Below are 24924 nucleotides of genomic sequence, written 5' to 3'. Positions count from 1 at the left end.
CGGTCGTGCGAATCCTAGGGAGAAAACTCTAACTTACGAGCTTGTTTGGTTTTAAACGCAGTCGTCATAATGAGCACGCCTTTGATCGGAGGAGACACAATGAAACGAAAACTGGCCATTACGGGGGCCGCAGCGCTCGCATTCACGTTCGCGGGCGGTACGGCACATGCACAATCCGCAGGTGATTTCTACGTCAGCACCGGCTGGCTGCACCTTGCGCCGCAGGACAGCAGCGACCCGCTGTTCGTCTACGGCGTAGGCGGCACGCCCGTCAATCAGTCGATTCCCAACACCGGCGCCGGCATCAGCGATGCCGACACGCTCGCGCTGGCGACCGGTTACTTCGTGACCGACCATATCGCCACCGAGTTCATCGCCGGCATCCCGCCGAAGTTCGACATCACCGGCAAGGGCCAGTTCTCGAAGTTCGGTACGCTTGGCCGCGCGTACCAGTGGAGCCCTGCGCTCCTCCTCAAGTACTACTTCAACGACGCCAACGCGAAGTTCCGTCCGTATGTCGGCGTCGGCGCGACGTATATCTGGTTCACCGGCGCGAAGATCACGAACAGCACGTTCGAGAACGGCGTGCTCGGCGGCCCGACCAGCGCCACGACCAGCAACCAGTGGGCGCCCGTGTTCAACGCCGGCTTCACGTACAACTTCACGAAGCACTGGTTCGCCGGCTTCTCGATGTCGTACATCCCGGTCAGCGTGACCGCGACCTTCACGACGGCGCGCCGGACCCCGGTCGGTACGCTGACGGAAACGTCGAAGGCCCACATCTCGCTGAACCCGATCGTGACGTACCTGAACGTCGGCTACCGCTTCTAAGCGTAGTCGAATATTTGGGGAATGGTTAATCCTGCTGCAATTTGTAGCGGATTTTTCCTGGCGTAACGTCTCCACGATGCAAAACGCCCCGACGGAAATCCCGTCGGGGCGTCGTTTTTTCGCGTCAGGCACGTTCGGCGCAAGGGTTTTACCGGACGCCGCCGCGGCCGTGGCCGTGGCCGTCAGACGACGTCGATATCGTCCAGCGCGTCGGGCGCGATCAGGTCGATGCGGTCCGTGCAGACCGCGTCGACGCCCCAACGCGCCAGTTCGCGCGCCCGTTCGAGGTCGTTCACCGTGTAAACCAGGATGCGCAACCCGGCCGCCTTGATCGCGCGCACCAGGGATTCGTCGAGCCGAGTGTGGTCTGCATGCAACGATACGCAGTCGAGCGCATCGATGACCTGCGCATGCCAGTCGTCCGGCACGACTTCGTAGAGCATCCCGCGCGGCAGTGCCGGCGCCGTCGCGCGCGCCTGCCGCAGCGCGTCGAACGAGAACGACGACAGCAGCGGCGCCACGGCGGCATCGCGCCAGTACGCGGCCGCATCGGCCGCCACGCGCTGCCCGGTTTCGCGCTCGCGCCCCGGGCACGGCTTGATCTCGACGTTTGCGGCCAGCCCGTGCGCGATGCAGCGCGCCGCCGCCGCCTCGAGCGTCGGCATCCGTTCGCCCGCGAAGCGCGCGTCGCGCCACGCGCCCGCGTCGAGCGCGGCCAGCGCCGCATAACGCATGCCCGCCGCCGCTCCGTGACCGTTCGAGGTCCGGTCGACCGTGTCGTCGTGCAGCAGGAAGGTCACGTCGTCGGCCGACAGCTTCGCGTCGAACTCGACCATCCGGTGACCGCGCCGCGCGCCCTCGTCGAGCGCGGCCAGCGTGTTCTCCGGTGCGAGCGTGCCGCCGCCGCGATGGGCGACGACGCGCGGATAGGGCCAGTCGGTACGGATCGTCATCGTCGGTCTCCCGCAGTCAAACGGTTTCAGCCGGCCCGCTTGCCGGTTTCGGGATCGAAGAAATGCAGCCGGTGCGCGGGCAGCGCCGCCGCCAGCGCCGTGCCGCGCGCCGGGCGGTCCGCGTGCGGCAGGCGCACCGCGACGTCGTGATTGCCCCAGCGGCCGTGCGCGAGATTGTCCGCGCCGAGCAGCTCGCACGAATCGACCGGCAGCGTCGCCTGCGCGACGCCCGGCTGCGGCGTCATGTGTTCGGGACGCACGCCGAGTACCCAGTCGCGCCCGGTAGCGATCTCGCTGCCGATGCCCGGCGCGCCGGCGACCGGCAGCGCGGGGCCGCCGCCCGCGACCGTGAAGGTCGCGCCGTCTTCCGACAGCCGGCCGTGCATCAGGTTCATCGCGGGCGAGCCGATGAAGCCCGCGACGAACACGGTCGCCGGCTTCTCGTACACGTCGACCGGCGCGCCGATCTGCTCCGCGTAGCCGCGGTTCATCACGATCACCCGCTGCGCGAGCGTCATCGCCTCGATCTGGTCGTGCGTCACGTACACACTCGTCGTCGCGAGCCGCGCGTGCAGCCGCTGGATCTCGAGCCGCATCTGCACGCGCAGCTTCGCGTCGAGGTTCGACAACGGCTCGTCGAACAGGAACACCGACGGTTCGCGCACGATCGCGCGCCCCATCGCGACGCGCTGCCGCTGGCCGCCCGACAGTTCGCGCGGCCGCCGCGCGAGCAGCGGTTCGAGCTCGAGGATCTTCGCGGCCGCCGCCACCCGCGCATCGATCGTCGCGCGCTCGATCCCGCGGATCTTCAGCCCGTAGCCCATGTTCTGCGCGACCGTCATGTGCGGATACAGCGCATAGTTCTGGAACACCATCGCGATGTCGCGGTCCTTCGGCTCCAGCGTGTTGACGACCCGGTCGCCGATCGCGATCTCGCCGTCCGTCACGGTCTCGAGACCCGCGATCATCCGCAGCAACGTCGACTTGCCGCAGCCCGACGGGCCGACCAGCACGATGAATTCGCCGTCGGCGATCTCCACGTCGATGCCATGCAGCACGTGCTGCTTGCCGTCGTAGGATTTCCTGACGCCCTTCAAGCTCAGCGCAGCCATACCTGGTCCTTCTCCCGGTTACGTCGGTCGTTCATTTCTCGGAATCGACGAGGCCGCGCACGAACCAGCGCTGCATCGCCAGCACGACGACGAGCGGCGGAATCATCGCCAGCAGCGTCGCCGCCATCACGTATTGCCATTCGGTCGCGGCGTCGCCGCTCGCGATCATCGTCTTGATGCCCACCACCGCCGTCGACAGCGACGCCTCCGTCGTGATCAGGATCGGCCACAGATACTGGTTCCAACCGTAGATGAACGTGATCACGAACAGCGCGGCGATGCTCGTCTTCGACAGCGGCAGCACCACGTCCCAGAAAAAGCGCAGCGGCCCCGCGCCGTCGATGCGCGCCGCGTCCATCAACTCGTCGGGCAGCGTCATGAAGAACTGGCGGAACAGGAACGTCGCGGTCGCCGATGCGATCAGCGGCATCGTGAGCCCCGCGTAGGTGTTCGTCAGGTGCAGCGTCGACACGACCTGCACGGTCGGGAAGATCCGCACTTCCACCGGCAGCATCAGCGTGACGAAGATCAGCCAGAACGCCGTGTTGCGAAACGGGAAGCGGAAGTAGACGATCGCATACGCGGACAGGATCGACACCGCGATCTTGCCGACCGCGATGCCGAGCGCCATCGCGAAGCTGTTCACGAGCAGGCGGCCGAACGGCGCCGTCGTGCCGCCGCTGCCGTGCCCCCAGATGTACGCGATGTTCTCGAACAGGTGCGTGCTCGGCACCAGCGACAGCGGCACCGTGAACACTTCCTGCGCGTTCATCGTCGCCGCGCAGAACGCGACGTAGACGGGGAACACGATCAGCACGACGCCCGCGATCAGCACCGCGTGGCAGAACAGGTCGAAGCCCTTGCGATTCTCGATCATGCGTATTGCACCCTGCGTTCGACGAAGCGGAACTGGATCACCGTAAGCCCCACGACGATGATCATCAGCACGACCGACTGCGCGCCCGAACTGCCGATGTCGAGCCCCTGGAAGCCCTCCGCGAAGATCTTGTAGATCAGCGTCTTGGTGCTCTGCGCCGGGCCGCCGCCGGTGGCCGCGTCGATCACCGGGAACGTGTCGAAGAACGCGTAGACGAGGTTCACGACCAGCAGGAAGAAGCTCGTCGGCGACAGCAGCGGCAGCACGATGTTGAAGAAGCGCCGCACCGGCCCCGCGCCGTCGATCGCCGCCGCCTCGATCAGCGAGCGCGGAATCGCCTGCAGCCCCGCGTAGAAGAACAGGAAGTTGTAGCTCACCTGCTTCCACACCGACGCCAGCACGACGAGGAACATCGCCTGCCCGCCGTTCAGCGCGTGGTTCCACACGATGCCGCCCTTCGCGAGCGCATACGTGATCAGGCCGATGCTCGGGTTGAACAGGAACGCCCACAGCACGGCGGCGATCGTCGGCGCGACCGCGTACGGCCAGATCAGCAGCGTGCGGTACGCGCGCGCGCCGCGGATCACGCGGTCGGCGCACGCGGCGAGCAGCAGCGACACGACGAGCCCGCTCACCGTGACGAGCGAACTGAACACGAGGGTCGTGCGGAACGAATCGAGATACAGCGGATCGGCGAACAGGTGCGTGAAGTTCGCGAAGCCGACGAATTCGCTCGACGTGCCGAACGCGTCCTGCATCTGCGTGGACTGCCACAGCGCGACGCCGGCCGGCCACAGGAAGAACACGGCGGTGATCGCGAGCTGCGGCGCGATCAGCAGGTACGGCACCGGGCTCGTACCGAAACGGGAACGGGATTGCATCGCGGATATCCGGTCAGGCGAAACGGAAAGGAAACCGCACCGCCGGACGGCACGCGCTGGCGCGCGACACCGCCGGCGGCACGCAGCGATGCGCGCTCAGCCGCCCGACTTCTCGAAGCGGCGCAGCAGTTCGTCGCCGCGCGACGCGGCCGAATCGAGCGCGTCCTTCGGCGCCTTCTTCTGCGCCCAGACCTGTTCGAACTCCTCGTCGACGACCGTGCGGATCTGCGGCATGTTGCCCAGGCGCAGCCCCTTCGTGTACGGCAGCGGCGGCTTGTTCAGCATCTGCTTGATCGCGGTTTCGGCGCTCGGGTTCTTCGCATAGAAGCCCTGCTGGCGCGTCAGGTCGTACGCGGCGGTCGTGACCGGCAGGTAGCCGGTGTCCTGATGCCACTTCGCGGCGACGGCGGGCGAAGCCAGGTACGCGAGGAATTTCGCGACGCCCTTGTAGGTCGCCGGATCCTTGCCGGCCAGCACCCACAGGCTCGCGCCGCCGATGATCGCGTTCTGCGGCGCGCCCTTCACGTTCGCGTCGTACGGCATCATCCCCGTGCCGTAGCTGAACTTCGCGAACTTCTGCACGTTCGCGAGCGCGCCGGACGACGTCGTCAGGATCCCGCAGTCGCCGCTGTAGAACTTCGCCGACGCTTCGTCCTTGCGGCCCGCGTACGTGAACGTGCCGTCCTTCGCCATCTGCTGGAGGAACGAGAGGTGCGCGATCTGCTGCGGCTTGTTGAACTCGAGCACGGCGTCGGTGCCATCGAAGCCGTTGTTGCGGCTCGCGAACGGCAGCCCGTGCCACGCGCTGTAGTTTTCGAGCTGGATCCAGCCCTGCCAGCCGGTCGTGAAGCCGCACGCCATCCCCGCCTTGCGCAGCTTCTCGGCATCGGCCTTCACGTCGGCCCACGTCTTCGGCGGCTGGTTCGGATCGAGGCCCGCCTTCTTGAACGCATCCTTGTTGTAGTACAGCACCGGCGTCGAGCTGTTGAACGGCATCGACACGAGGTGGCCCGTCTTCGCATCGCTGTAGTAGCTCGCGATGGTCGGCACGAACGCCTTCTCGTCGAGCGTCACGCCCGCCTGCTTGAACACGTCGTAGACCGGCACGACCGCCTTCTTCGCCTGCATCATCGTCGCCGTGCCGACTTCGTAGACCTGGAGGATCGCCGGCGCGTTGCCGCTGCGATAGGCCGCGATGCCCGCCGCGAGTGCCTGGTCGTAAGTGCCCTTGAAGACCGGCACGATCTTGTAGTCGCTTTGCGACGCGTTGAACTGGTCGGCGATCGCGTTGACCCGCTCGCCGAGCGCAGCCTCCATCGCATGCCAGAACTGAATTTCCGTCGCGGCGAGCGCGACGTGCTGCGCCCCGAACATCAGCGCGCCGCCGAGCGCGATCGAACGAACCAGTGTCCCCGCAGGCTTCTTCTTCATCGACCTCTCCTATGAAAACGTTACCAACAGCGTGTGCAACATTCCCGTCGCCATTGAACCGGCGAAGTCTAGTGATCGTTTATGACAGTCAGTTGTCGCTGATGACGAACAGGCGCTGATATTCCTTCAGCGCGAAGCGGTCGGTCATGCCGGCGATGTAGTGCGCGACGAGACGCGGCTGCTGCGCCGCGTCGTCGGACTGGTACGGCGGCGGCAGCAGGCGCGGATCGTCGATGAACGCGTCGAACAGCCCCGTGACGACGCGTTGCGCCTTGCTCGCCATGCGCATCACTTTGTAATGGCGATACAGGTTCTTGAAGAGGAAGCGCTTGAGCGCGGCGGCCTGCGCGGCGACTGCCGGGCTGTGCGACACGAGCGGCGGCGCGGCGCGCACGTCGTCGAGCGATGCGGGCGCGACGCGGGCGAGATTGCGCGTCGTCTCGTCGATCAGGTCGACGATCAGCGTGTTGATGATGCGGCGCACCGTCTCGTGCACGAGACGGCGGCCTTCGAGGTGCGAGAATTCGGCGAGCGCCGCTTCGTAGTGACGCTGCCACAGCTCGACTTCCGCGAGCTGCTCGATCGTGATCAGGCCGGAGCGCAGGCCGTCGTCGACGTCGTGGTTGTTGTACGCGATTTCATCGGCGATGTTCGCGAGCTGCGCTTCGAGCGACGGCTGGCGGCCCTGCAGGAAGCGCTCGCCGAGCGCGCCGAGCTTGCGCGCATTCTCGCGCGAGCAGTGCTTCAGGATGCCTTCGCGCGTCTCGAAGCACAGGTTCAACCCGTTGAACGCGCCGTAGTGCTCCTCGAGCTCGTCGACCACGGCGAGGCTCTGCAGGTTGTGCTCGAAGCCGCCGTGCTCGCGCATGCACGCATTCAGCGCGTCCTGCCCGGCATGGCCGAACGGCGTATGGCCAAGGTCGTGCGCGAGCGAGATCGCTTCGACGAGATCCTCGTTCAGGCGCAGGTTGCGCGCGACCGAGCGCGCGATCTGCGCGACTTCGAGGCTGTGCGTGAGGCGGGTGCGGAACAGGTCGCCTTCGTGATTGACGAAGACCTGCGTCTTGTATTCGAGCCGGCGAAACGCGGTCGAATGGACGATCCGATCGCGATCGCGCTGGAATTCAGTGCGCGCCGCCGGCGGCGTTTCAGGATGGCGGCGGCCGCGCGACTGCGACGCGTGCGCGGCATACGGAGCAAGATGGGCTTCCAGCGCCGCCAGCGTCGGCGGCTCGGCCACCGGCGCAGCGGATGCGCGGCTGGCTTCGGGCAGTGTGCTGCTGGATGTCTCGCTCACGTCTCCTCCATGTCAGGGGCGCCGGCGCATCCGGGCCGCCGTTAGCGGGTCGTCTGCGCCAGTGTAGCGAATACCGCTTCGTCCGGCGCCTGCGTGATCAGCGTATCGCCGAATCGCTTCAGCAGGATGAACTTGATCGCGCCGGCCTCGGCCTTCTTGTCGACGCGCATCAGGTCCATGTAGCGCGCATCGCCGAGCGCGGGCGCGCGGGTCGGCAGATGTGCGGCCGCGATCACCGCATCGAGGCGCTGCCGCGATGCTTCGTCGAGGAGGCCGAGCCGCACCGACAGGTCGCCCGCCATCACCATCCCGCAGCCGACCGCTTCGCCGTGCAGCCATTCGCCGTAGCCGAGCCCGGCCTCGATCGCATGGCCGAACGTGTGGCCGAAGTTCAGGATCGCGCGCAGGCCGCCTTCGCGTTCGTCGGCCGCGACGACGCTCGCCTTGATCTCGCACGAACGCTTCACTGCATGCGCGAGCGCGGCGGGCTCGCGACGGTTCAGCGCCTCGACGTTCGCCTCGATCCAGTCGAAGAACTCGGCATCGGCGATCGCGCCGGTCTTGATGACTTCGGCGACGCCGGCCGCCAGCTCGCGATCGGGCAGCGTCGTCAGCGCGCCGATGTCCGCGATCACGGCCTGCGGCTGGTAGAACGCGCCGATCATGTTCTTGCCGAGCGGGTGGTTGATGCCCGTCTTGCCGCCGACCGACGAATCGACCTGCGACAGCAGCGTCGTCGGCACCTGGATGAACGGCACGCCGCGCATGTAGCACGCGGCGGCAAAACCGGTCATGTCGCCGACCACGCCGCCGCCGAGCGCGACGAGCGTCGTCTTGCGATCGGCGTGGTCCGTCAGCAGCCCGTCGAAGATCAGGTTCAGCGTTTCCCAGTTCTTGTACGCCTCGCCGTCCGGCAGCACGACCGTCGACACGCGCTTGCCGAGCGGCGCGAGCGCCGCGCGCAGCGCGTCGCCATAGAGCGGATCGACCGTCGTGTTCGTGACGATCGTGACGGACGAACCCTTGATGTGGGGCGCGAACAGCTCGGTGCGGCCGATCAGGCCGGCGCCAATATGAATCGGATAGGCGCGGTCGCCCAGATCGACGTTGACAGTAATCATGCTTGTAGCGGCTTGGCGATGACGCCGGCCAGTTCGAGTTGCATCAGCACCATGTTGACGAGACCGTTGACCGACGGACGGCCGGTCTCGATGACGAAATCCGCGCATTCGCGGTACAGCGGGTCGCGCACTTCGTACAGCGCTTCGAGACGCCCCTTCGGATCGTCCGTCCGCAACAGCGGGCGATTCTTGTCCTTGCGCGTGCGCAGCCACAGATCGTGCGGATTGGCGCGCAGGTAGACGACGATGCCGTTGGTTTTCAGGCTGTCGCGATTTTCCGGGCGCAGCACCGCGCCGCCGCCCGTCGCGAGCACGATGTTCTCGCGCTGCGTGAGATCGGCGATTACCTGCGTTTCGCGGTCGCGAAACCCGGCCTCGCCCTCCAGCTCGAAGATCACCGGGATGCGCGCGCCCGTACGGGCCTCGATTTCGTGGTCGGAGTCGAAGAACGTCCTGTCGAGACGACGCGCGACCGCACGGCCCACGGTGGTCTTACCCGCTCCCATAAGGCCGACGAAAAATACGTTTGCATGTGGGTCCCGCGCTTGCAACGGCTTCCTCTGCTTCAATCTTGCTGGTGTGTGGCGCAGCTTACTGGCAAAGCGGCTGCCTTGTCGAGCCTGCGCCGGCGGCTTCCGGCCCTGTTTTCTCGGCATCCTCGTCGCCCGCGCCGGGTGCGCCGCACCGCGGATCGACGACGGTCGGCGTGATGAAGACGACCAGTTCGTTGCGCTGGTCGCGCTGCGCGCGGTGCCGGAAAAGCGCGCCCAGAATGGGTATTTTGCCCAAGAGCGGCACGCGCGTCACATCGTTCCGGTTCAGTTGTTCATAGATACCGCCGATCGCGACCGTCCCGCCATTCTCGACCTCGACGCGCGTCTGCACATGCTTCGTATGGATGGCGGGGCCGGCCGCGGTCGGCTCGCCGACGCTGTCCTTGGTCACGTCGAGATCGAGCACCACGCGCCCGTCCGGCGTGATCTGCGGCTCGACCTCCAGCTTGAGCGTCGCGCGGCGGAACTGCACGCCGCTCATGCCATTGCCGACCTTCGCCTGGTACGGCAGCTCGGAACCCTGTTCGACGATGGCCTTGACGCGATCGGCCGTCACCACCCGCGGACGCGAAACGATCTGGCCCCGGCCCTGCGCCTCCAGCGCGCTCAGTTCGATGTCGAGTACGCGGCTGAGCGGCGCGGCGAACAGCGTGAAGCCGGCGGTGGCCGCGTCGAAACCGCCGAGCGGCCGCGCGGCAAGGTCGAGCGCGTTGCGCGCGTCCGCCGTGAACGACGTGCCCTCGGCTGACGGCGGCCGCCCCTGCGCACGCAGCGCGACACGTGCGCCGAGGTTGCGCGAGAAACCCTGCTCGCCTTCGACGATGCGGGCCTCGATCCGGACCTGCCGCGACGGCCGGTCGATCGCGTCGATCAGGCCGGCGATCTGCACGATACGCGGTGCGAGATCGGTGACGAACAGCAGGTTGGTACGCGGATCGGCCGCCGCGGCGCCGCGCTTCGACAGCAGGCGCTGGCCGGTCGCGCCGGCCAGCAGCCGTTGTACGTCCTGCGCGCGCGGATAGTGCAGCATGAAGGTACGGCTCGCCAGCGGCTCGAGATCGGCGGCCCGCGCGTGCATGTCGAAGCGCTCGCGTTCGCGCGCAGCCAGCTCGGCTGCCGGCGTGACCCAGATCACGTTGCCGCGCCGGGACATCGCAAGCCCGTGCATGTCGAGCAGCGTGTCGAACGCCTCGCGCCAGCGGACATTGTTCAGACGCAACGTGACCGTGCCGCGCACCTGCTCGCCGACGACGATATTGAGCCCGGTGAACCGCGCGATCGCGTCGAATGCCGCCGCGAGCCCGACGCCCTGCAGATTCAGCGAGATCCGCCGTGCGTCGTCCGCATCGCCCGGTTGGCGGGCCGCGGCGTCGCTCATCCGGGCCGGCGGCGCCAGCGGGATCGGCGGTCCCTCCAGCGCGGGGCCCGGTGCGGCGGTTTCCGTCTGCCGTGCCGCGCGCGCCGCCTGATCGAACGGTGGCGGGCCGGCGTCTTCCGTTGCCGCACTATCCACGCCGTCGGCCACACGCAGCGGCAGACCCGGCACCGACACATCCGTCGACCCGGCGGGCCAGACCGCCGGCAGCGGCGGCAACGACGCGCTTGCGCCGGCCGCCGTCACGCCGGCCCAGAGGGCAAGCACCCAACAACGGTGTTTCGTCATGGCCGACCTCCGTCGTCCAGGACGAGCCGCTGCGAACCGTCCGCCGTCGCAAGCGTCACGGCAGCGCGATCGATGCGCACCACGCGCGCGGCACCCAGTACGTCGCCAGGCGCGACGGCCGTGAACGCGCCGTCGCCGTCGTCGAACAACGCGAGGCCGGCCCGCGCGTCGCGAATCGTGCCGGCGAAGCGGGCTGCGTGCCCCGCCGCTTCGGCCGCGCGGGCGTCGCCGAACGGATCGGCGTCGGGCGCAGCGACGCGAACCGGCGTGTTGCCGTCTGCGGTCGTGGTCGCCGGCAGCGCCGGAAACACGTCGACGGACATGTCGACCCGCGCCGCCGACGTGCCACGCTCGATACGCAGCGCCGACGGTACGGCCAGCACCGGGAACCGCGCCAGGCCGCCAACCATGTGCAGCAGCGCGCGAAAACCACCATCGGCGGCGATGTGCACGGTGCGCCGGCCGTCCGGTGCCGCGCCATCGGCGCGCTGCGGTTCGACCGATACGCCGCTCAGCCCGCTCGACGCGGCGAGATCGGCCAGTTCCAGCATCAGCGCGGCCCATTCCGGCGCATGCGGCAAACGATCGTCGCGCATCAACGCACGATGCCCGTCGCGTCGTTGTCCAGCGGAAGCGAGCACGCGTTGCGCGTCGGCCGCGCGCGCCTGCGCTGCGGCGAGCAACGCGCGACTATGGGCAAGCCCGCTCCAGTCGGCCGCATTCGCCAGATGAATGCCGCCGCCCAGCACGGCCGCGAATGCCAGCACGCAACCCGCGGCATGCGCGGCCGCCGGCGACACGCGCGGCATGCCGCCTGGCCCGACGCCGCCACCCAGCGCCGGCCGATGCACGAGCGTCGTCATGCGCCGCCTCCCGACATCGTCCGCGACGCCATCGGGTCGTGCCAGCGCAACTGCACCGAGAAGCGGAACGGCATCCCGGCCGTGGGAGCCGGCGCATCCGAGGCCGGCTTCAACGTCTCTATATCGATCCGCCAGTCGCGCTGCTCGCGCGCCATCGCGGCGAGCCATCGCGCAGCGGCCCGGTAACTCTCGGCGCGCGCTTCGAGCACCGCGCCGGTCGACGTCATGCGCAGCGCGTCGAGCCGGATACGATCGGCGCGCACCTGCTTCAAGGTCGCCAACAGCCCCGCCATGCGCCGGTAAGGCGCGGCCAGCGCAGCCGCCTGTGCGTCGCGTCGCGCGATGGCGGCGGTGGCATCGACCGCACGCGTCGCAGCCGCCACCTGGGGCTGCAACTGCCGCAGCCGCGTCTCCACGCTGGCGCGCTCGGCATCCACCCGCCACCGCGACAACACGGCGGCGCCCGTCCACAGCCCCGCACCGAGCACGCCGAGCAGCATCGCCACACCGCACTGCGCGACCCGGCGACGCCGCAACGCCTGCGCCAATCGCTCGCGGTACGGCAGCAGGTTGAAGTCGCCGAGTATCGCCTGCTCGGCCGCCGCCGCGCCTTCGCTTGCCGACACGTGAGCGGCCGTCATTCCCACACCCCGCGCAACGCCAGCCCGAATGCGACGGCAAACGCCGGGCCGCCCGGCATGCCGGCGCGCGCGCACGGCTGTCCGTCCCAGCCCGTGCAGTCGAACGGGACCACCGCCGTGCCGAGCACGTCGCCGATCTCGGCGACGGACGTGTCGAAGCGGGCGATACATCGCTCGTCCCCGGCGACGAATACGCAATGCACGGCCCCGAGCGCGCGCCGCCGCAACGCATCGGGCAGTGCTTCCGGCAACGTGCCGGACAGCGTCAGCACCGGGATAGCCGACGAACCCTCGATTCGCCAGCCGCACACGCCCGCGTCGCAGAACCACAGCGCGGCGTAGGCACCCTGCGCGTCGAGTTCGAACTGCGCGGCATAGCGCAGCGCGCGCAGCACGGCGGCCGACTCGCCGTCGATCACGGTCAGGTCGATACCGGCCTGCGCGGCCACGTCGATGCGCCGCTCGAGCAACGCCAGCGGCGCCACCGCCACCGCGATCTCGCCGGATCGCACGCCGCCGTAGTGCCGCCAGTCGAACGCGAGACTGTCCGGCGCCAGCCCCGAGATGCGTTCGGCCGCCTGCCGCGCGGCGTCCGGAATGTCGCCGCGCCCGGCCAGATCGAGCGTCGCGGTGCGCATCTCGTCATCGTGCAGCGCCATCACGCCGCACGCGTCGCACCGCACCTCGGCCGCCGACAGCCGCGACACGGCCGCCGCCAGCGATCGCGCGACCGCCGCCCAGCGTGCGTCTTCCGGCCCGCCCGCCAACCCGACCGGCTCCCGCTCGAGCCCCTCGACGCGCACGTCCGCGTCCCTGCCGCGCCGGCTCAGCACGGCCACCCTCACCTCGTGCGCACCGACGTCGATTCCCGTCGACCGGTGCCTGCCCTGTGCAAACCGCGCCACCCATCGTCCTGCCATCCCAGCCTCCCGAGATCGTCGCGGCCCACGCCGCGTTTCCGAGACCTGATTCTGCAAAGCGACGCGTGCGGCCGACAGTCGGCCAAACGGCCAGCATCCGCTCGCGGCGGCCATGCACGGACTATGCTGACGGCACGCCGACCCGCGGCTTTCCGACGGGCGGCCCCCGCGTCAGGACCGGTCTTACCGGGCAGCTATAATCGCGGGACTGTTTTCCGGTATGCCTATGCAATCCACGACTCCTACGTCCCCGCCTCCCGCCCCGGAGCCGAAGAAGCGGCCCTGGTGGCAAAAAGTCCTGCTCGGCTTCGCCGCGATGTGCGTGGCCCTCGTCGTGGCCGGCGGCCTCGTGCTCGGCTATGCGCTCGTCGTGGCCTGGCCGAACATGCCGTCGCTCGACGCGCTGACCGACTATCGGCCGAAGGTACCGCTGCGCATCTATACGTCCGATCACGTGCTGATCGGCGAATTCGGCGAGGAGCGCCGCGACGTCGTTCATTTCAAGGACGTGCCCGACTCGCTGAAGAAGGCGATCCTCGCGATCGAGGACGCGCGCTTCTACGATCACGGCGGCGTCGACCTCACCGGCATCATCCGCGCCGGCTTCGTCGCGCTGACGAACGGCCACGCGTCGCAGGGCGCGAGCACGATCACGATGCAGGTCGCGCGCAACTTCTTCCTGTCGAGCGAGAAGACCTACACGCGCAAGATCTACGAAATGCTGCTCGCGTACCGGATCGAGCGCGCGCTGACGAAGGATCAGATTCTCGAGGTCTACATGAATCAGATCTATCTCGGCCAGCGTGCGTACGGCTTCGCGAGCGCGGCGCGCGTCTATTTCGGCAAGGATCTGAAGGACATCACGCTCGCGGAAGCCGCGATGCTCGCGGGGCTGCCGAAGGCGCCGTCCGCGTATAACCCGGTCGTGAATCCGAAGCGCGCGAAGGTGCGCCAGGAATACATCCTGCAGCGGATGCTCGAGCTGAACTTCATCACGCGCGAACAGTACGACGAAGCCGCCGCGCAGCCGCTCGTCGTCAAGGGTCCGGGCCGCGATTTCAGCGTGCACGCCGAGTACGTCGCGGAAATGGTCAGACAGATGATGTATGCGCAGTATCGCGAGGAAACCTACACGCGCGGCTTCAACGTCGTCACGACGATCGACTCCGCGGACCAGCAGGTCGCGTACACCGCGCTGCGCAAGGGCATCATGGATTACGAGCGCCGCCACGGCTATCGCGGGCCGGAAGGCTTCATCGAACTGCCGGCCGGCGCCGACGATCGCGAACAGGCGATCGACGACGCGCTGCTCGAGCATCCCGACAACGGCGAGCTGATCGCCGCGGTCGTGACGGCCGCGAGCCCGCGCCAGATCACGGTGGCGTTCATCGACGGCAGCACGGCGACGATCGAGGGCGACAACCTGCGCTTCGCGTCGGGCGCGCTGTCGGCCAACGCGCAGCCGAGCCGGCGCATCCGCCCCGGCGCGATCATCCGGGTCGTGAAGAACGACGCCGGCAAATGGTCGATCACGCAGTTGCCGCAGGTCGAAGGCGCGTTCCTGTCGATCGTCCCGCAGGACGGGGCGATCCGCTCGCTCGTCGGCGGCTTCGACTACAACAAGAACAAGTTCAACCACGTCACGCAGGCGTGGCGGCAGCCCGGTTCGTCGTTCAAGCCGTTCATCTACTCGGCGTCGCTCGACAAGGGCCTCGGGCCCGCCACCGTGATCAACGACGGCCCGCTGTATTTCAGCGCCGCGGAAACCGGCGGCCAGCCGTGGGAGCCGAAGAACTACGGCGGCGGCTTCGAAGGCCCGATGTCGATGCGCACCGCGCTGCAGCGCTCGCGCAACCTCGTGTCGATCCGGATCCTGAATCACATCGGCACGAAATACGCGCAGCAATACATCACGCGCTTCGGCTTCGACGCCGAGCGCCATCCGGCCTACCTGCCGATGGCACTCGGCGCCGGCCAGGTCACGCCGCTGCAGATGGCCGGCGCGTATTCGGTCTTCGCGAACGGCGGCTATCGCGTCAATCCGTACCTGATCGCCGAAGTCACCGATCCGAACGGCGCGGTCGTCGCGCGCGCGCAGCCGCTCGTCGCCGAGCAGAACGCGCCGCGCGCGATCGACGCGCGCAACGCCTACGTGATGAACAGCCTGCTGCAGAGCGTCGCGCAGCGCGGCACGGGCGCGCGGACCAACGTGCTGAAGCGCACCGATCTCGCGGGCAAGACCGGCACGACGAACGACTCGCACGACGCGTGGTTCGCCGGCTACCAGCACACGCTCGCCGCGATCGCATGGATCGGCTATGACAATCCGCGCAGCCTCGGCGATCGCGAAACCGGCGGCGGCCTGTCGCTGCCGGTCTGGATCGACTACATGGGCGCTGCGCTGAAGGGCGTGCCGGAATTCAAGCCGACGGTGCCGGAAGGCGTCGAATCGCTCGGCGGCGAGTTGTACTTCACCGAGTTCACGCCGGGCCACGGCTTCGTGTCGACGGTCGGCGTGCCGCAGGCGCCCGCTGCGCAGAACGTCGACGAGGCCGTGCCGCACGTCGACGAGCAGGAGAAGCAGGACATCATGAACCTGTTCCGCGGCCACTGACCCGCGGCCCGGCCATGAAAAAAGCGCCCCGCGGGGCGCTTTTTCTTTGGGCACGACGCGCGGAGCGCGCTCCCGCCGTTACGCGCTGAACGTGATCGGCAGGCCGGCCTGCTGGGTCGCGTAGTCGGTGAGCGCCGAGAAGAACTCGGTGCCCGTGCGCGTATCGCGCCATTCGCCGTCGATGAAACGGTAGTGGAATCCGCCGGCCTTCGCGGCGATCCACACCTCCTTCATCGGCGGCTGCAGGTTGACGATGATCTTCGAGCCGTTCTCGAACGTCAGCGTCAGCACGCTGCCATTGCGTTCCAGATCGATGTCGTGATCGCCGTCGTTCGCGACGTCCACGGTACGCTCGACGGCCGCCAGCACGGCCTCTGCACGGGCCAGGTATTCAGTATCGGACATGCTAAACTCTATCGGTTAAATTGTTCAGGGACGATCATGCGAGTCGTTTTCCGGATGAGCGCGATTGTAGCGGCTTTGGCGATTCTTGCCGGCTGCGGTCAAAGCGGCGCGCTCTATCTGCCCACCGTGCCTCCGATGCCCAAGCCGATCCAGCCGCAGAATACGCCGCCGTCGGACGTGAAACCGACCGACGAAAACGCGTCGTCCGACGAGTCGCCCGACACGTCCGGCTCGCCGCTCACGCTGTCGCCCGAACTGTCGAGCACATCGACCATGCCCGCCCCGGCATCGGGCCCGGCCGCGACGAAGTAACGACGCACTGCCGCCCGCGCGGCGCACGAAACGAGGCGATGACTTCCCGGTCATCGCCTTTTGTTTTTCAGCGGCGGCGCCGTCACGCGCGCACGCGCCGCCAGCCCCACGTCACCAGCCGCCAGCCGAGCAGCGCGGCGACGATCGCCGCGTAGAGCTTCGGCTGCGCAAGATCGTGCTTGCCCGCCCGCATCCACCAGAAGTGCAGCACGCCGAACAGCGCGATCGCGTAGATTGCGCTGTGCAGCGTCGCCCAGTGGCGACCGAGCCGGCGCACCATCGCGCGCGGCGACGTCGCGGCGAGCGGAATCAGCAGCACGAACGCCGCGAAACCGACCGTGATGAACGGGCGCTTGCCGACATCCTTCAGGATCGCGACGACGTCGAACCACTTGTCGAACCACAGGTAGGTCGTGAAGTGCAGCGTCGCGTAAAAGAACGCGAACAGCCCGATCATCCGACGAAAGCGCAGCAACGGCGCGAAGCCCGTGATGCGCCGCAGCGGCGTGACGGCCAGCGTGATGCACAACAGGACGAGCGTCCACAAACCGGTCGAACGCGTGATGAATTCGATCGGGTTCGCGCCGAGCCGGTCGGTCAGCCCGAACAGCACGATGCGCGCGAGCGGGTAGAGGCCGGCCGCGAACACCAGCACCTTGGCCGGCGCGAGCCAGCGCGGCGCGGCAGGACGGTTCGCCCCGGCACGCGCCGTGCGAGCAGCCTGCCCGGCGCCCGCGGCGCGCGCGGGTGTGAGCGTCGAAGGATGCATGTCGTTTCTCACGGTCGCGCTCAGAAATTCTTTTTCAGGTCCATGCCCTGATACATCGATGCGACCAAGTCGCCGTAGCCGTTGAACATCAGCGTCTTGCGCTTCGGCGTGAAGAAGCCGTCCTCGCCGATGCGCCGCTCGGTCGCCTGGCTCCAGCGCGGATGATCGACGTTCGGGTTCACGTTCGAATAAAAGCCGTACTCGTTCGCCGCGTACGTGTTCCAGCTCGTCTTCGGCTGCTTGTCGACGAAGCGGATCTTCACGAGCGACTTCGCGCTCTTGAACCCGTATTTCCACGGCACGACGATCCGCACCGGCGCACCGTTCTGGTTCGGCAGCACCTGCCCGTAGACGCCCATCGTCAGCAGCGTCAGCGGATTCATCGCCTCGTCCATGCGCAGCCCTTCCGAATACGGCCAGTCGAGCACGGGCGTCGACAGGCCCGGCATCTGCGACGGATCGGCCAGCGTGACGAACTGCACGTATTTCGCGTTGCCAGTCGGCTGCACGCGCTTGATCAGCTCGGACAGCGGCACGCCGATCCACGGGATCACCATCGACCAGCCCTCGACGCAGCGCAGCCGGTACACGCGCTCCTCGAGCGGCGCGAGCTTCAGCAACTCGTCGAGATCGAACACCTTCGGGTGCTGCACCTTGCCTTCGACACTCACGCGCCACGGGCGCGGCCGCAACGTGCCCGCGTTCTGCGCCGGATCGCTCTTGTCGGTGCCGAATTCGTAGAAGTTGTTGTAGGACGTGATGTCCTTGAACGGCGTCACCTTGTCGATGGCGACGAATGTCGGGTTGGTTTTTGCCGCGAGCTTCGCCGCCCGCGCGTCGGGTGACGCATACGCGGCGAGCGCCGCGCCGCTGGTGCCGAACAGGCCACCCGCGGCCGCGAGGCCGGCCGCCTGCAACACGCGCCGCCGATTCTCGAATACCGCGCGCGGCGTGATCTCGCTCGGCGCGATATCCGCGCCGGTCAGTACGTTACGCAAAGGGCGTTTGATCCACATCGTGCAGTTCCTCCCGCATGCGCGACGCGCATGCTTCATCAGCGTTCGACCCGGCCCGTCGCGCGCCGTTCGACGCCCGGTTCGCCCGCCCATTACAAAAGAAAACCGCCGGGCACGCAGTGCACCGGCGGTCTATGGTCGGACGAGCGGCGGAAATCTTACAGCTTGCCGTAGCTGTGCAGCCCGGACAGGAACATGTTGACGCCGAGGAACGCGAACGTCGTGACCAGCAGGCCGGTGAGCGCCCACCAGGCGGCCACCGCGCCGCGCAGGCCCTTCATCAGCCGCATGTGCAGCCACGCCGCGTAGTTCAGCCACACGATCAGCGCCCAGGTTTCCTTCGGGTCCCAGCTCCAGTAGCCGCCCCACGCTTCGGCCGCCCACAGCGCGCCGAGGATCGTCGCGATCGTGAAGAACGCGAAACCGACCGCGATCGACTTGTACATCACGTCGTCGAGCACCTCCAGCGTCGGCAGGCGATCCGCGAGGATCCCGCGCTCCTTCATCAGGTACGCGACCGACACCATCGCCGACAGCGCGAAGCTGCCGTAGCCGATGAAGTTCGCCGGCACGTGGATCTTCATCCACCAGCTTTGCAGCGCCGGCACGAGCGGCTGGATCTGCTGCGCATCGCGCGCGACCGAGTACCACATCAGGAAGCCGACCGCCGCGCTGATGACCAGCAGCACGAACGCGCCGAGCGAACGCGTGCCGTAGTGGCCTTCGTAATACAGATAAAGCAGCGCCGTGATCAGGCTGAACAGGACGAACACTTCATAGAGGTTCGATACGGGGATGTGCCCGACGTCCGCACCGATCAGGTAGGACTCGTACCAGCGCACCATCAGCCCCGTGAAGCCCATCAGCACGGCGACCCACGTGAGCTTCTGGCCGATCGCGGCGCCCGTTTCGGCGCGCGCGAGCAGCCCGATCCAGTAGAAGATCGTCGCGAGCACGAACATCGCGCTCATCCACAGGATCGCCGACTGGCTCGACAGGAAGTACTTGAGGAAGAACGCCGAATCGGCGCGGGCGAGATCGCCCTGGTAGATCTGGATCGACAACAGCGACAGCACGGAGATCGACGCCATCATCAGCCGCGCGGGCTTCCAGCGCCAGCCGAGCGCGACGAGCGCCGGCACGGTGCCGATCATCACCGCCTTGTCGTAGTAATCCATGTGCGCGTTGTAGTGCACGAGCGCATAGCCCGCGCCCGCCACGAGCGCCAGGGCGAACAGCCAGTCGAACAGCGACAGGCGCGCGAGGAACGGACGCTCGTCGAACAACGGCGACGATGCCGGCGCCGGGGCCGACGCCGTACGGGAAGAGGAAACTTGCGTGAGATCCATGATGTTACCGGGTGGAATTCTCGGAATCGGAACCGCCGCCGACAGGCGGGCGGGCCGTCGAAGCCGCACCGGCGGGCGCGGCATCGCGAGGTGCGGCGCGCAAGGCGGCGCCGGCCGCGTCGCGCGTCTGCACGAATTCTTTCTCGAAATCGAAGGTCTTGCGGGCCGTGGACATTGCCATCACCACATCGACGCCCGAACCGGCGTCCTTCAGCCAGAACCAGAGTCGCCGCTCGCGCACGTAGAACATCGAGAAGATGCCGACGACCAGCAGCAGGCTGCCAAGATACACCAGATTCTTGCCGGGTGCGCGCGTCAGCTGAAATACCGAAGCTTGCACCTGCTTGAAGGAATCAAGCTGCAAATAGACCGGCGATCCATACAAGAAGCTGTCGGATAGCGCGTTGATCGCGTTCTGCACGAAGCGGATCGTGTCGGTGCCCTGCTGCGCGGCCGGCTCGCCGGCACGCTCGCGCGCAATCTGCCAGACCTCCCACATCGAGCCCTCGAGCATCCGCAGCAACAGGCTCGCGGCCTTCTCCTGCTCGCCCTTCGGCACCGAGCGGTCGATGAAGGTCGCCACCGCCTGAAAGCCGCCGACCGGCTGGCCATCCGCGCCGCGGCCGACGCTGTCGTCGCTCGCCGCAAACAGGGTCAGCACCTTCGACGCGCTGTCCTGCAGGCGGCCGCGCAGCGACGCGTCGCCCGGCAGCGAGCGCTGCGCGAAGCGCGCGGCGGCTTCGGTGCGCACGGCCGGATCCTCGAGCGCGGCGCGCAGGCGCATCCATTCGCCGATCGAATCCTGGCTGTCGGCCGGGATCCGCATGTAACGGAACGGATCGTTCGGGCTCGCGCGCACGCCGGCGAGGAACACGCGTTCGCCGTTCATGTCGACGGGCAGCATGTAGTTGTTGAATTCGCGCGCCTGGCCGTCCTTGCCGCGAATCTTGTACTGCACCGACGGGCCGATGTTGTGGAGCTGCGTCGGCTTCGACGTCTTCGCGCCCGAGCCGAGCCGCTCGTCGAATACTTCCTTCAGCGAGCTGGTCGTCGCGACGCCGCGCACGTCCGGCTTGCCGTTCGCGTCGGCCATGTTTTCGACGTTGATCGCGCGGAAATCGGAGAACTCGATCGTGTCGCCGTCGGCGCCCGGGACCTGCAGCGGGGCCGAACTGCCGATCGTGCCCTTCACGGGAACGGTCGCCGCATGGCTGCCCGTCATCGGGTAGGCCGTCATCTGCATTTGCGAGCCGCCGTCCTGGAAGCTCGACTGGTAGATCGACACGCCCTTGTACGTGAACGGCTTGTTGACCTCGACCCGCGCCGGAATTTTCCGGCCGGTCTCGCGATCGATCACGACGATGTCGCTCGCGAACAGCTTCGGCATGCCCGTCGTGTAGTAATCGACGATGAACTTGTCGAGCTGGATCGAGAACGGCAGATCCTGGATCAACGAGCCGCTCGGCTGGTTCAGGATCGCGGTCGACACGAACTGGCCCTCCGGCACCCACGCATAGCCGCGGAACGTCGGGTTCGACGCGGACAGGCGATGGTCGGGCGAAATCTCGCTGATCGTCGCGCTCGTGTTGACCGGGCTCTTGCCGAACATCCACATCTGGAATTTGATCGGCAGGTTGCTGTCGAGCAGGCCGCCGATACAGATCACGACGATCGCGAGGTGGGCGGAAATGTAGCCCCACTTGGTCATCGCGCCGCGCTTCGCGGAGATCAGCGTCGCGCCGTCGGTTTCACGCACGACGTGCTTGTAGCCGGCCTTCGTGACGAACGTGGCGAGCGTCGCCGCGACCGTCGCGCGCGTGCCGGACGCCGTGTACTCGGCCTTGTGGTGGAACGCGCGCAGGCTGCCTTCGCGGACCTTGTCCTTCCAGCTCTTCGCATCGGCGAGCATCTTCGGCGCATTGCGGATCACGCACAGCGAGATCGACACGACGAGGAAGATCAGGATCAGCATGAACCACCACGCGCTGTACACGTTGTACAGGCCCAGCGAGCGGAAGATGTCCGCCCAGAACGGCCCGAACTGGTTCACGTAGTTCGGATACGGATCGTCCTGGGTCAGGACCGTGCCGATGATGCTCGCGATCGACAGCACCACCAGCAGCGCGATCGCGAAGCGCATCGAGCTGAGCAGCTCGACCGCGCGTTTCGACGCACCCTGACTCGACTTCGACTGCAACCCCGACGTGGTAACGCTCATTCAAACTCCGACTCAGGGGAAACAGCCCCCACACTCACTATGTTCGCTGCGCCCCAACGGGCGATCGGCACGCTCGGGACGGCCCGGCGAGTGCCAACAAAAAAGGGCAAGGCGACCGCGAACAGCGGCGCCCCACCCTTTTCTTGTTCTGACTCCGGCCGCCCTTCGGGCGGCCGGTCATTCCATGCGCGGTTGACCGCTCAACGCAGACCCGCGATGTAATCGGCGACGGCCTTGATCTCGGTATCCGACAGCCGCGACGCGATCTGATGCATCGCCTCGTTGTTGTTGCGCGCGCCGGCACCCTGCTGGAACGCGGTCAACTGCGCGACCGTGTAATCGGCCCATTGCCCCGACAGACGCGGATACTGGACCGGGATCCCCTGCCCCGTCGGCCCGTGGCAGCTCGCGCAGGCCGGTACGCCCTTCTCCGCGATGCCGCCGCGATAGATCTTCTGGCCGACCGGCACGGTCGCCGCATTGCGTGCGGTACCGAGCTTCGTCGTCTGCGACCCGTAGTACGCGGCGACGTTGCGCATGTCGTCCGCGCTCAACGCGCTCGCGAATCCGACCATCACCGCGTTGTTACGCACCGGCCCCTTCGCGCCCGGCTGCGTCTTGAAGTCGTTCAACTGCTTGACCAGATATTCGGGATGCTGGCCGGCGAGCTTCGGGAAACTGCCCGACGCACTATTGCCGTCGGCGCCGTGACACGACGCGCAGACCTGCCCGGCAATCGCCTTGCCGCGGTCCAGATCCGGCTTCGCCGCATCTGCCGCGTTTGCCTCCGCTACGAAACCTACGAACCCTGCTGCAACCTGAAGCACCATCAGAGACTTGCACAGTCGATTCATTCGCACACCCTGTTTCGTCTTGTGGGAATTTGAGGTTCTGCAAAAAACGACGGCGTTCAGTCTACCGCAGAAGCCACATAAAAGCGCGAGGCAGGCGCCCGTTGGCCTTCGGTAAAACCGCCGTATTGTACAATATCGTGCTGAAAGCTCCCGCGCCTATCGGGGCTACCCCGCCTCCACCAAGCGGCTCGCGCCGCCCGTCCTTCCGGTTCCCATGGCCTTTCTGCTCCATCAAGCCCGCTTCTACACGACCGTCAACCATCTGCGCGACCTGCCGCCGACGGTCCAGCCGGAAATCGCGTTCGCGGGCCGCTCGAATGCCGGCAAGTCGACGGCGATCAACGTGCTGTGCAACCAGAAACGGCTGGCCTTTGCGTCCAAGACGCCCGGCCGCACGCAGCATATCAACTACTTCTCCGTCGGCCCGGCCGCTGAGCCCGTCGCGAACCTCGTCGACCTGCCCGGCTACGGCTACGCGGAAGTGCCCGGTGCCGCGAAGGCGCACTGGGAAATGCTGCTGTCGTCCTATCTCGCGACGCGCTCGCAGCTTTGCGGCCTGATCCTGATGATGGATTCGCGCCGTCCGCTGACCGATCTCGATCGACGCATGATCGAGTGGTTCGCGCCGACCGGCAAGCCGATCCACACGCTGCTGACGAAGTGCGACAAATTGACGCGCCAAGAAAGCATCAATGCGCTGCGCAACACGCAGAAGGGGCTCGACGCGTATCGCGACCAGGGCGTGAAGGGCAAGCTGACGGTCCAGCTGTTCTCGGCGCTGAAGCGTACGGGGCTCGACGAGGCCCATGAACTGATCGAGAGCTGGCTGCGGCCGTCCGTCGCCGACGAAAAAAGCGAGCCTGTAGCACAATGAGCGGGCAACGCGCGGCTGGGATCGGCTGCGCGCACCTGACGGTACCTGCGGATTCGGCCGGCTCATAAAAAAACCCGCCGTTGAACGGCGGGTCAAACAGCCTAATCGAAAAACGACAGGCACCCGCTCAGGGAGGAGAAGCGGGGAGCTGCACGCAACGCGTGCCGCTCGATCGCTATCATATACCAACGATCTCGAAAATGACCTAAGGGTTCCGTAAGGTCTTCTTGCCCTGATTTCTGCCAAATCGCCATGAGCTTCCATCCGCTTCATCGTCCGCGCCGGATGCGCCGCGACGACTTCTCCCGCCGCCTGATGCGCGAAAACCGCCTGACCACCGACGACCTGATCTACCCGGTGTTCGTCGTCGAAGGCACCCAGCAACGCCAGCCCATCCCGTCGATGCCCGGCGTCGAGCGCGTGTCGGTCGACCTGCTGATGCAGGTCGCCGAGCAGTGCGTCGAACTCGGCGTGCCCGTGCTGTCGCTGTTCCCGGCCATCGAGCCATCGCTGAAGACGCCCGACGGCCGCGAGGCGGCCAATCCGGAAGGCCTGATTCCGCGCGCCGTGCGCGAGCTGAAGAAGCGCTTCCCCGAGCTCGGCGTGCTGACCGACGTCGCGCTCGATCCGTACACGAGCCACGGCCAGGACGGCGTGCTCGACGAGAACGGCTACGTGATCAACGACGACACGATCGAGATCCTGATCGAACAGGCGCGCGCGCAGGCGGAAGCCGGCGTCGACATCGTCGCGCCGTCGGACATGATGGACGGCCGCATCGGCGCGATCCGCGAGATGCTGGAAAGCGACGGTCATATCCATACGCGGATCATGGCCTATTCGGCGAAGTTCGCGTCGGCGTTCTACGGCCCGTTCCGCGATGCGGTCGGTTCGGCATCCAATCTGGGCAAGGGCAACAAGATGACCTACCAGATGGATCCGGCGAACAGCGACGAAGCGCTGCGCGAAGTACGCCTCGACATCGACGAAGGCGCCGACATGGTGATGGTCAAGCCAGGCATGCCGTATCTCGACATCGTGCGCCGCGTGAAGGACGAGTTCCGCTTCCCGACCTATGTGTACCAGGTGAGCGGTGAATACGCGATGCTGAAGGCCGCCGCGATGAACGGCTGGCTCGACCACGACAAGGTCGTGCTCGAATCGCTGCTCGCGTTCAAGCGCGCGGGCGCCGACGGCGTGCTCACGTACTTCGCGCTCGATGCCGCGCGTCTGCTGAAAGCGCAGCGCTGATCGCGCACCGGCGCGCATCAGCAAAAACGGCGGGACACTTCGGTGTCCCGCCGTTTTTTGTTTATCGCCGATCGAAGCTGTCAGCCGGCCCGAATCTGCGATTCGCCGGTTCGCCCCG

23 protein-coding genes are annotated in these 24924 nt (G+C 67.1%); 5 read left to right on the top strand and 18 right to left on the bottom strand.

The genetic code is table 11. From position 1 onward, the window contains the following. The first annotated feature begins 99 nt into the window (after positions 1-99). Positions 100-831 (top strand): OmpW/AlkL family protein, encoded by a 732-nt coding sequence (locus DTA15_RS11355; protein WP_006490624.1) that lies wholly within the window; start codon positions 100-102, stop codon positions 829-831. Positions 832-1013: 182 nt separating this feature from the next. Here DTA15_RS11355 and ugpQ read toward each other — a convergent pair whose 3' ends face one another. The 12 genes from ugpQ to DTA15_RS11295 form a co-directional block, all read right to left on the bottom strand. Continuing rightward, on the bottom strand, positions 1014-1784 hold the full coding sequence (gene ugpQ / locus DTA15_RS11350; protein ID WP_006491785.1) for a glycerophosphodiester phosphodiesterase: 771 nt from the start codon (positions 1782-1784) through the stop codon (positions 1014-1016). Positions 1785-1810: 26 nt separating this feature from the next. Further along, positions 1811-2896 (bottom strand): sn-glycerol-3-phosphate import ATP-binding protein UgpC, encoded by a 1086-nt coding sequence (locus DTA15_RS11345; RefSeq protein ID WP_006481861.1) that lies wholly within the window; start codon positions 2894-2896, stop codon positions 1811-1813. 31 nt (positions 2897-2927) lie between these two features. Beyond that, complete coding sequence (gene ugpE, locus DTA15_RS11340; protein WP_006481859.1) at positions 2928-3773, bottom strand: sn-glycerol-3-phosphate ABC transporter permease UgpE; 846 nt, start codon at positions 3771-3773, stop codon at positions 2928-2930. Continuing rightward, on the bottom strand, positions 3770-4654 hold the full coding sequence (ugpA, locus tag DTA15_RS11335) for a sn-glycerol-3-phosphate ABC transporter permease UgpA (RefSeq protein ID WP_006481867.1): 885 nt from the start codon (positions 4652-4654) through the stop codon (positions 3770-3772). Before ugpA ends, ugpE begins: the two co-directional genes overlap by 4 nt. 96 nt (positions 4655-4750) lie before the next feature. Next, positions 4751-6085 carry a sn-glycerol-3-phosphate ABC transporter substrate-binding protein UgpB gene (ugpB, locus tag DTA15_RS11330; RefSeq protein ID WP_006481865.1) on the bottom strand — a complete coding sequence of 445 codons (1335 nt, stop codon included), beginning with the start codon at positions 6083-6085 and terminating at the stop codon, positions 4751-4753. Between the two features lie 88 nt (positions 6086-6173). Further along, positions 6174-7382, bottom strand: a complete 1209-nt coding sequence (locus tag DTA15_RS11325) for a deoxyguanosinetriphosphate triphosphohydrolase (RefSeq protein WP_006481866.1) — start codon at positions 7380-7382, stop codon at positions 6174-6176. A gap of 41 nt (positions 7383-7423) precedes the next feature. After that, complete coding sequence (gene aroB / locus DTA15_RS11320) at positions 7424-8503, bottom strand: 3-dehydroquinate synthase (RefSeq protein WP_006481864.1); 1080 nt, start codon at positions 8501-8503, stop codon at positions 7424-7426. Further along, positions 8500-9054, bottom strand: coding sequence for a shikimate kinase (locus DTA15_RS11315; RefSeq protein ID WP_012492299.1), 555 nt, complete (start codon positions 9052-9054; stop codon positions 8500-8502). The genes aroB and DTA15_RS11315 overlap by 4 nt, the downstream gene beginning before the upstream one ends. Positions 9055-9094: 40 nt before the next feature. Then, the gene (locus DTA15_RS11310) at positions 9095-10720 is read right to left on the bottom strand and encodes a type IV pilus secretin PilQ (protein ID WP_006481863.1); all 1626 of its coding nucleotides are present in this window, start codon (positions 10718-10720) and stop codon (positions 9095-9097) included. Continuing rightward, positions 10717-11583, bottom strand: a complete 867-nt coding sequence (locus tag DTA15_RS11305; RefSeq protein ID WP_006491792.1) for a hypothetical protein — start codon at positions 11581-11583, stop codon at positions 10717-10719. The genes DTA15_RS11310 and DTA15_RS11305 overlap by 4 nt, the downstream gene beginning before the upstream one ends. Beyond that, positions 11580-12224 (bottom strand): PilN family protein, encoded by a 645-nt coding sequence (locus DTA15_RS11300; protein ID WP_012492298.1) that lies wholly within the window; start codon positions 12222-12224, stop codon positions 11580-11582. The genes DTA15_RS11305 and DTA15_RS11300 overlap by 4 nt, the downstream gene beginning before the upstream one ends. Then, positions 12221-13144, bottom strand: a complete 924-nt coding sequence (locus DTA15_RS11295; RefSeq protein WP_012492297.1) for a type IV pilus biogenesis protein PilM — start codon at positions 13142-13144, stop codon at positions 12221-12223. Before DTA15_RS11295 ends, DTA15_RS11300 begins: the two co-directional genes overlap by 4 nt. 226 nt (positions 13145-13370) lie before the next feature. Between DTA15_RS11295 and DTA15_RS11290 the strand changes: the two genes are divergently transcribed. Further along, on the top strand, positions 13371-15758 hold the full coding sequence (locus tag DTA15_RS11290; RefSeq protein WP_012492296.1) for a penicillin-binding protein 1A: 2388 nt from the start codon (positions 13371-13373) through the stop codon (positions 15756-15758). 78 nt (positions 15759-15836) lie between these two features. Here DTA15_RS11290 and cyaY read toward each other — a convergent pair whose 3' ends face one another. Further along, the gene (gene cyaY, locus DTA15_RS11285; RefSeq protein WP_006482891.1) at positions 15837-16163 is read right to left on the bottom strand and encodes an iron donor protein CyaY; all 327 of its coding nucleotides are present in this window, start codon (positions 16161-16163) and stop codon (positions 15837-15839) included. Between the two features lie 36 nt (positions 16164-16199). Here cyaY and lptM point away from each other — a divergent pair, with 36 nt between their 5' ends. Then, positions 16200-16475: an LPS translocon maturation chaperone LptM gene (lptM, locus tag DTA15_RS11280; RefSeq protein WP_006491729.1), complete on the top strand. Its 276-nt coding sequence runs from the start codon at positions 16200-16202 to the stop codon at positions 16473-16475. Positions 16476-16557: 82 nt separating this feature from the next. Here lptM and msrQ read toward each other — a convergent pair whose 3' ends face one another. The 5 genes from msrQ to DTA15_RS11250 form a co-directional block, all read right to left on the bottom strand. Next, positions 16558-17244 (bottom strand): protein-methionine-sulfoxide reductase heme-binding subunit MsrQ, encoded by a 687-nt coding sequence (msrQ, locus tag DTA15_RS11275; protein WP_006482924.1) that lies wholly within the window; start codon positions 17242-17244, stop codon positions 16558-16560. 20 nt (positions 17245-17264) lie between these two features. After that, positions 17265-18260, bottom strand: a complete 996-nt coding sequence (gene msrP / locus DTA15_RS11270; RefSeq protein WP_006482919.1) for a protein-methionine-sulfoxide reductase catalytic subunit MsrP — start codon at positions 18258-18260, stop codon at positions 17265-17267. 158 nt (positions 18261-18418) lie between these two features. After that, positions 18419-19609: a c-type cytochrome biogenesis protein CcsB gene (gene ccsB, locus DTA15_RS11265; protein ID WP_006482903.1), complete on the bottom strand. Its 1191-nt coding sequence runs from the start codon at positions 19607-19609 to the stop codon at positions 18419-18421. 4 nt (positions 19610-19613) lie between these two features. Beyond that, positions 19614-21827, bottom strand: a complete 2214-nt coding sequence (locus DTA15_RS11260) for a cytochrome c biogenesis protein ResB (RefSeq protein WP_006482902.1) — start codon at positions 21825-21827, stop codon at positions 19614-19616. A gap of 200 nt (positions 21828-22027) precedes the next feature. Next, a complete protein-coding gene (locus DTA15_RS11250; protein WP_012492295.1) occupies positions 22028-22681 on the bottom strand; it encodes a c-type cytochrome in 654 nt (217 codons plus the stop codon). Between the two features lie 214 nt (positions 22682-22895). Here DTA15_RS11250 and yihA point away from each other — a divergent pair, with 214 nt between their 5' ends. Next, entirely contained in the window at positions 22896-23555 is a 660-nt protein-coding gene (gene yihA / locus DTA15_RS11245; protein ID WP_006477171.1) for a ribosome biogenesis GTP-binding protein YihA/YsxC, read from the top strand. Positions 23556-23807: 252 nt separating this feature from the next. Continuing rightward, the gene (gene hemB, locus DTA15_RS11240; protein WP_006482872.1) at positions 23808-24806 is read left to right on the top strand and encodes a porphobilinogen synthase; all 999 of its coding nucleotides are present in this window, start codon (positions 23808-23810) and stop codon (positions 24804-24806) included. Positions 24807-24924 lie beyond the last annotated feature (118 nt).

Origin of the sequence: Burkholderia cenocepacia (assembly GCF_900446215.1) — a bacterium.
Lineage (GTDB): Bacteria > Pseudomonadota > Gammaproteobacteria > Burkholderiales > Burkholderiaceae > Burkholderia > Burkholderia cenocepacia.
This window is presented reverse-complemented; position numbering and strand designations above follow the sequence as displayed.

Bases quoted from the DNA above. Each gene is read 5' to 3' on its own strand.
- DTA15_RS11260 (WP_006482902.1), bottom strand. From the start codon at position 21,827: ATGAGCGTTACCACGTCGGGGTTGCAGTCGAAGTCGAGTCAGGGTGCG.
- DTA15_RS11290 (WP_012492296.1), top strand. From the start codon at position 13,371: ATGCAATCCACGACTCCTACGTCCCCGCCTCCCGCCCCGGAGCCGAAG.
- ugpB (WP_006481865.1), bottom strand. From the start codon at position 6,085: ATGAAGAAGAAGCCTGCGGGGACACTGGTTCGTTCGATCGCGCTCGGC.
- lptM (WP_006491729.1), top strand. From the start codon at position 16,200: ATGCGAGTCGTTTTCCGGATGAGCGCGATTGTAGCGGCTTTGGCGATT.
- ccsB (WP_006482903.1), bottom strand. From the start codon at position 19,609: ATGGATCTCACGCAAGTTTCCTCTTCCCGTACGGCGTCGGCCCCGGCG.
- cyaY (WP_006482891.1), bottom strand. From the start codon at position 16,163: ATGTCCGATACTGAATACCTGGCCCGTGCAGAGGCCGTGCTGGCGGCC.
- DTA15_RS11305 (WP_006491792.1), bottom strand. From the start codon at position 11,583: ATGACGACGCTCGTGCATCGGCCGGCGCTGGGTGGCGGCGTCGGGCCA.
- ugpA (WP_006481867.1), bottom strand. From the start codon at position 4,654: ATGCAATCCCGTTCCCGTTTCGGTACGAGCCCGGTGCCGTACCTGCTG.
- DTA15_RS11300 (WP_012492298.1), bottom strand. From the start codon at position 12,224: ATGACGGCCGCTCACGTGTCGGCAAGCGAAGGCGCGGCGGCGGCCGAG.
- ugpE (WP_006481859.1), bottom strand. From the start codon at position 3,773: ATGATCGAGAATCGCAAGGGCTTCGACCTGTTCTGCCACGCGGTGCTG.
- DTA15_RS11355 (WP_006490624.1), top strand. From the start codon at position 100: ATGAAACGAAAACTGGCCATTACGGGGGCCGCAGCGCTCGCATTCACG.
- DTA15_RS11250 (WP_012492295.1), bottom strand. From the start codon at position 22,681: ATGAATCGACTGTGCAAGTCTCTGATGGTGCTTCAGGTTGCAGCAGGG.
- msrP (WP_006482919.1), bottom strand. From the start codon at position 18,260: ATGTGGATCAAACGCCCTTTGCGTAACGTACTGACCGGCGCGGATATC.
- yihA (WP_006477171.1), top strand. From the start codon at position 22,896: ATGGCCTTTCTGCTCCATCAAGCCCGCTTCTACACGACCGTCAACCAT.
- hemB (WP_006482872.1), top strand. From the start codon at position 23,808: ATGAGCTTCCATCCGCTTCATCGTCCGCGCCGGATGCGCCGCGACGAC.
- msrQ (WP_006482924.1), bottom strand. From the start codon at position 17,244: ATGCATCCTTCGACGCTCACACCCGCGCGCGCCGCGGGCGCCGGGCAG.
- ugpQ (WP_006491785.1), bottom strand. From the start codon at position 1,784: ATGACGATCCGTACCGACTGGCCCTATCCGCGCGTCGTCGCCCATCGC.
- aroB (WP_006481864.1), bottom strand. From the start codon at position 8,503: ATGATTACTGTCAACGTCGATCTGGGCGACCGCGCCTATCCGATTCAT.
- DTA15_RS11295 (WP_012492297.1), bottom strand. From the start codon at position 13,144: ATGGCAGGACGATGGGTGGCGCGGTTTGCACAGGGCAGGCACCGGTCG.
- DTA15_RS11310 (WP_006481863.1), bottom strand. From the start codon at position 10,720: ATGACGAAACACCGTTGTTGGGTGCTTGCCCTCTGGGCCGGCGTGACG.
- DTA15_RS11345 (WP_006481861.1), bottom strand. From the start codon at position 2,896: ATGGCTGCGCTGAGCTTGAAGGGCGTCAGGAAATCCTACGACGGCAAG.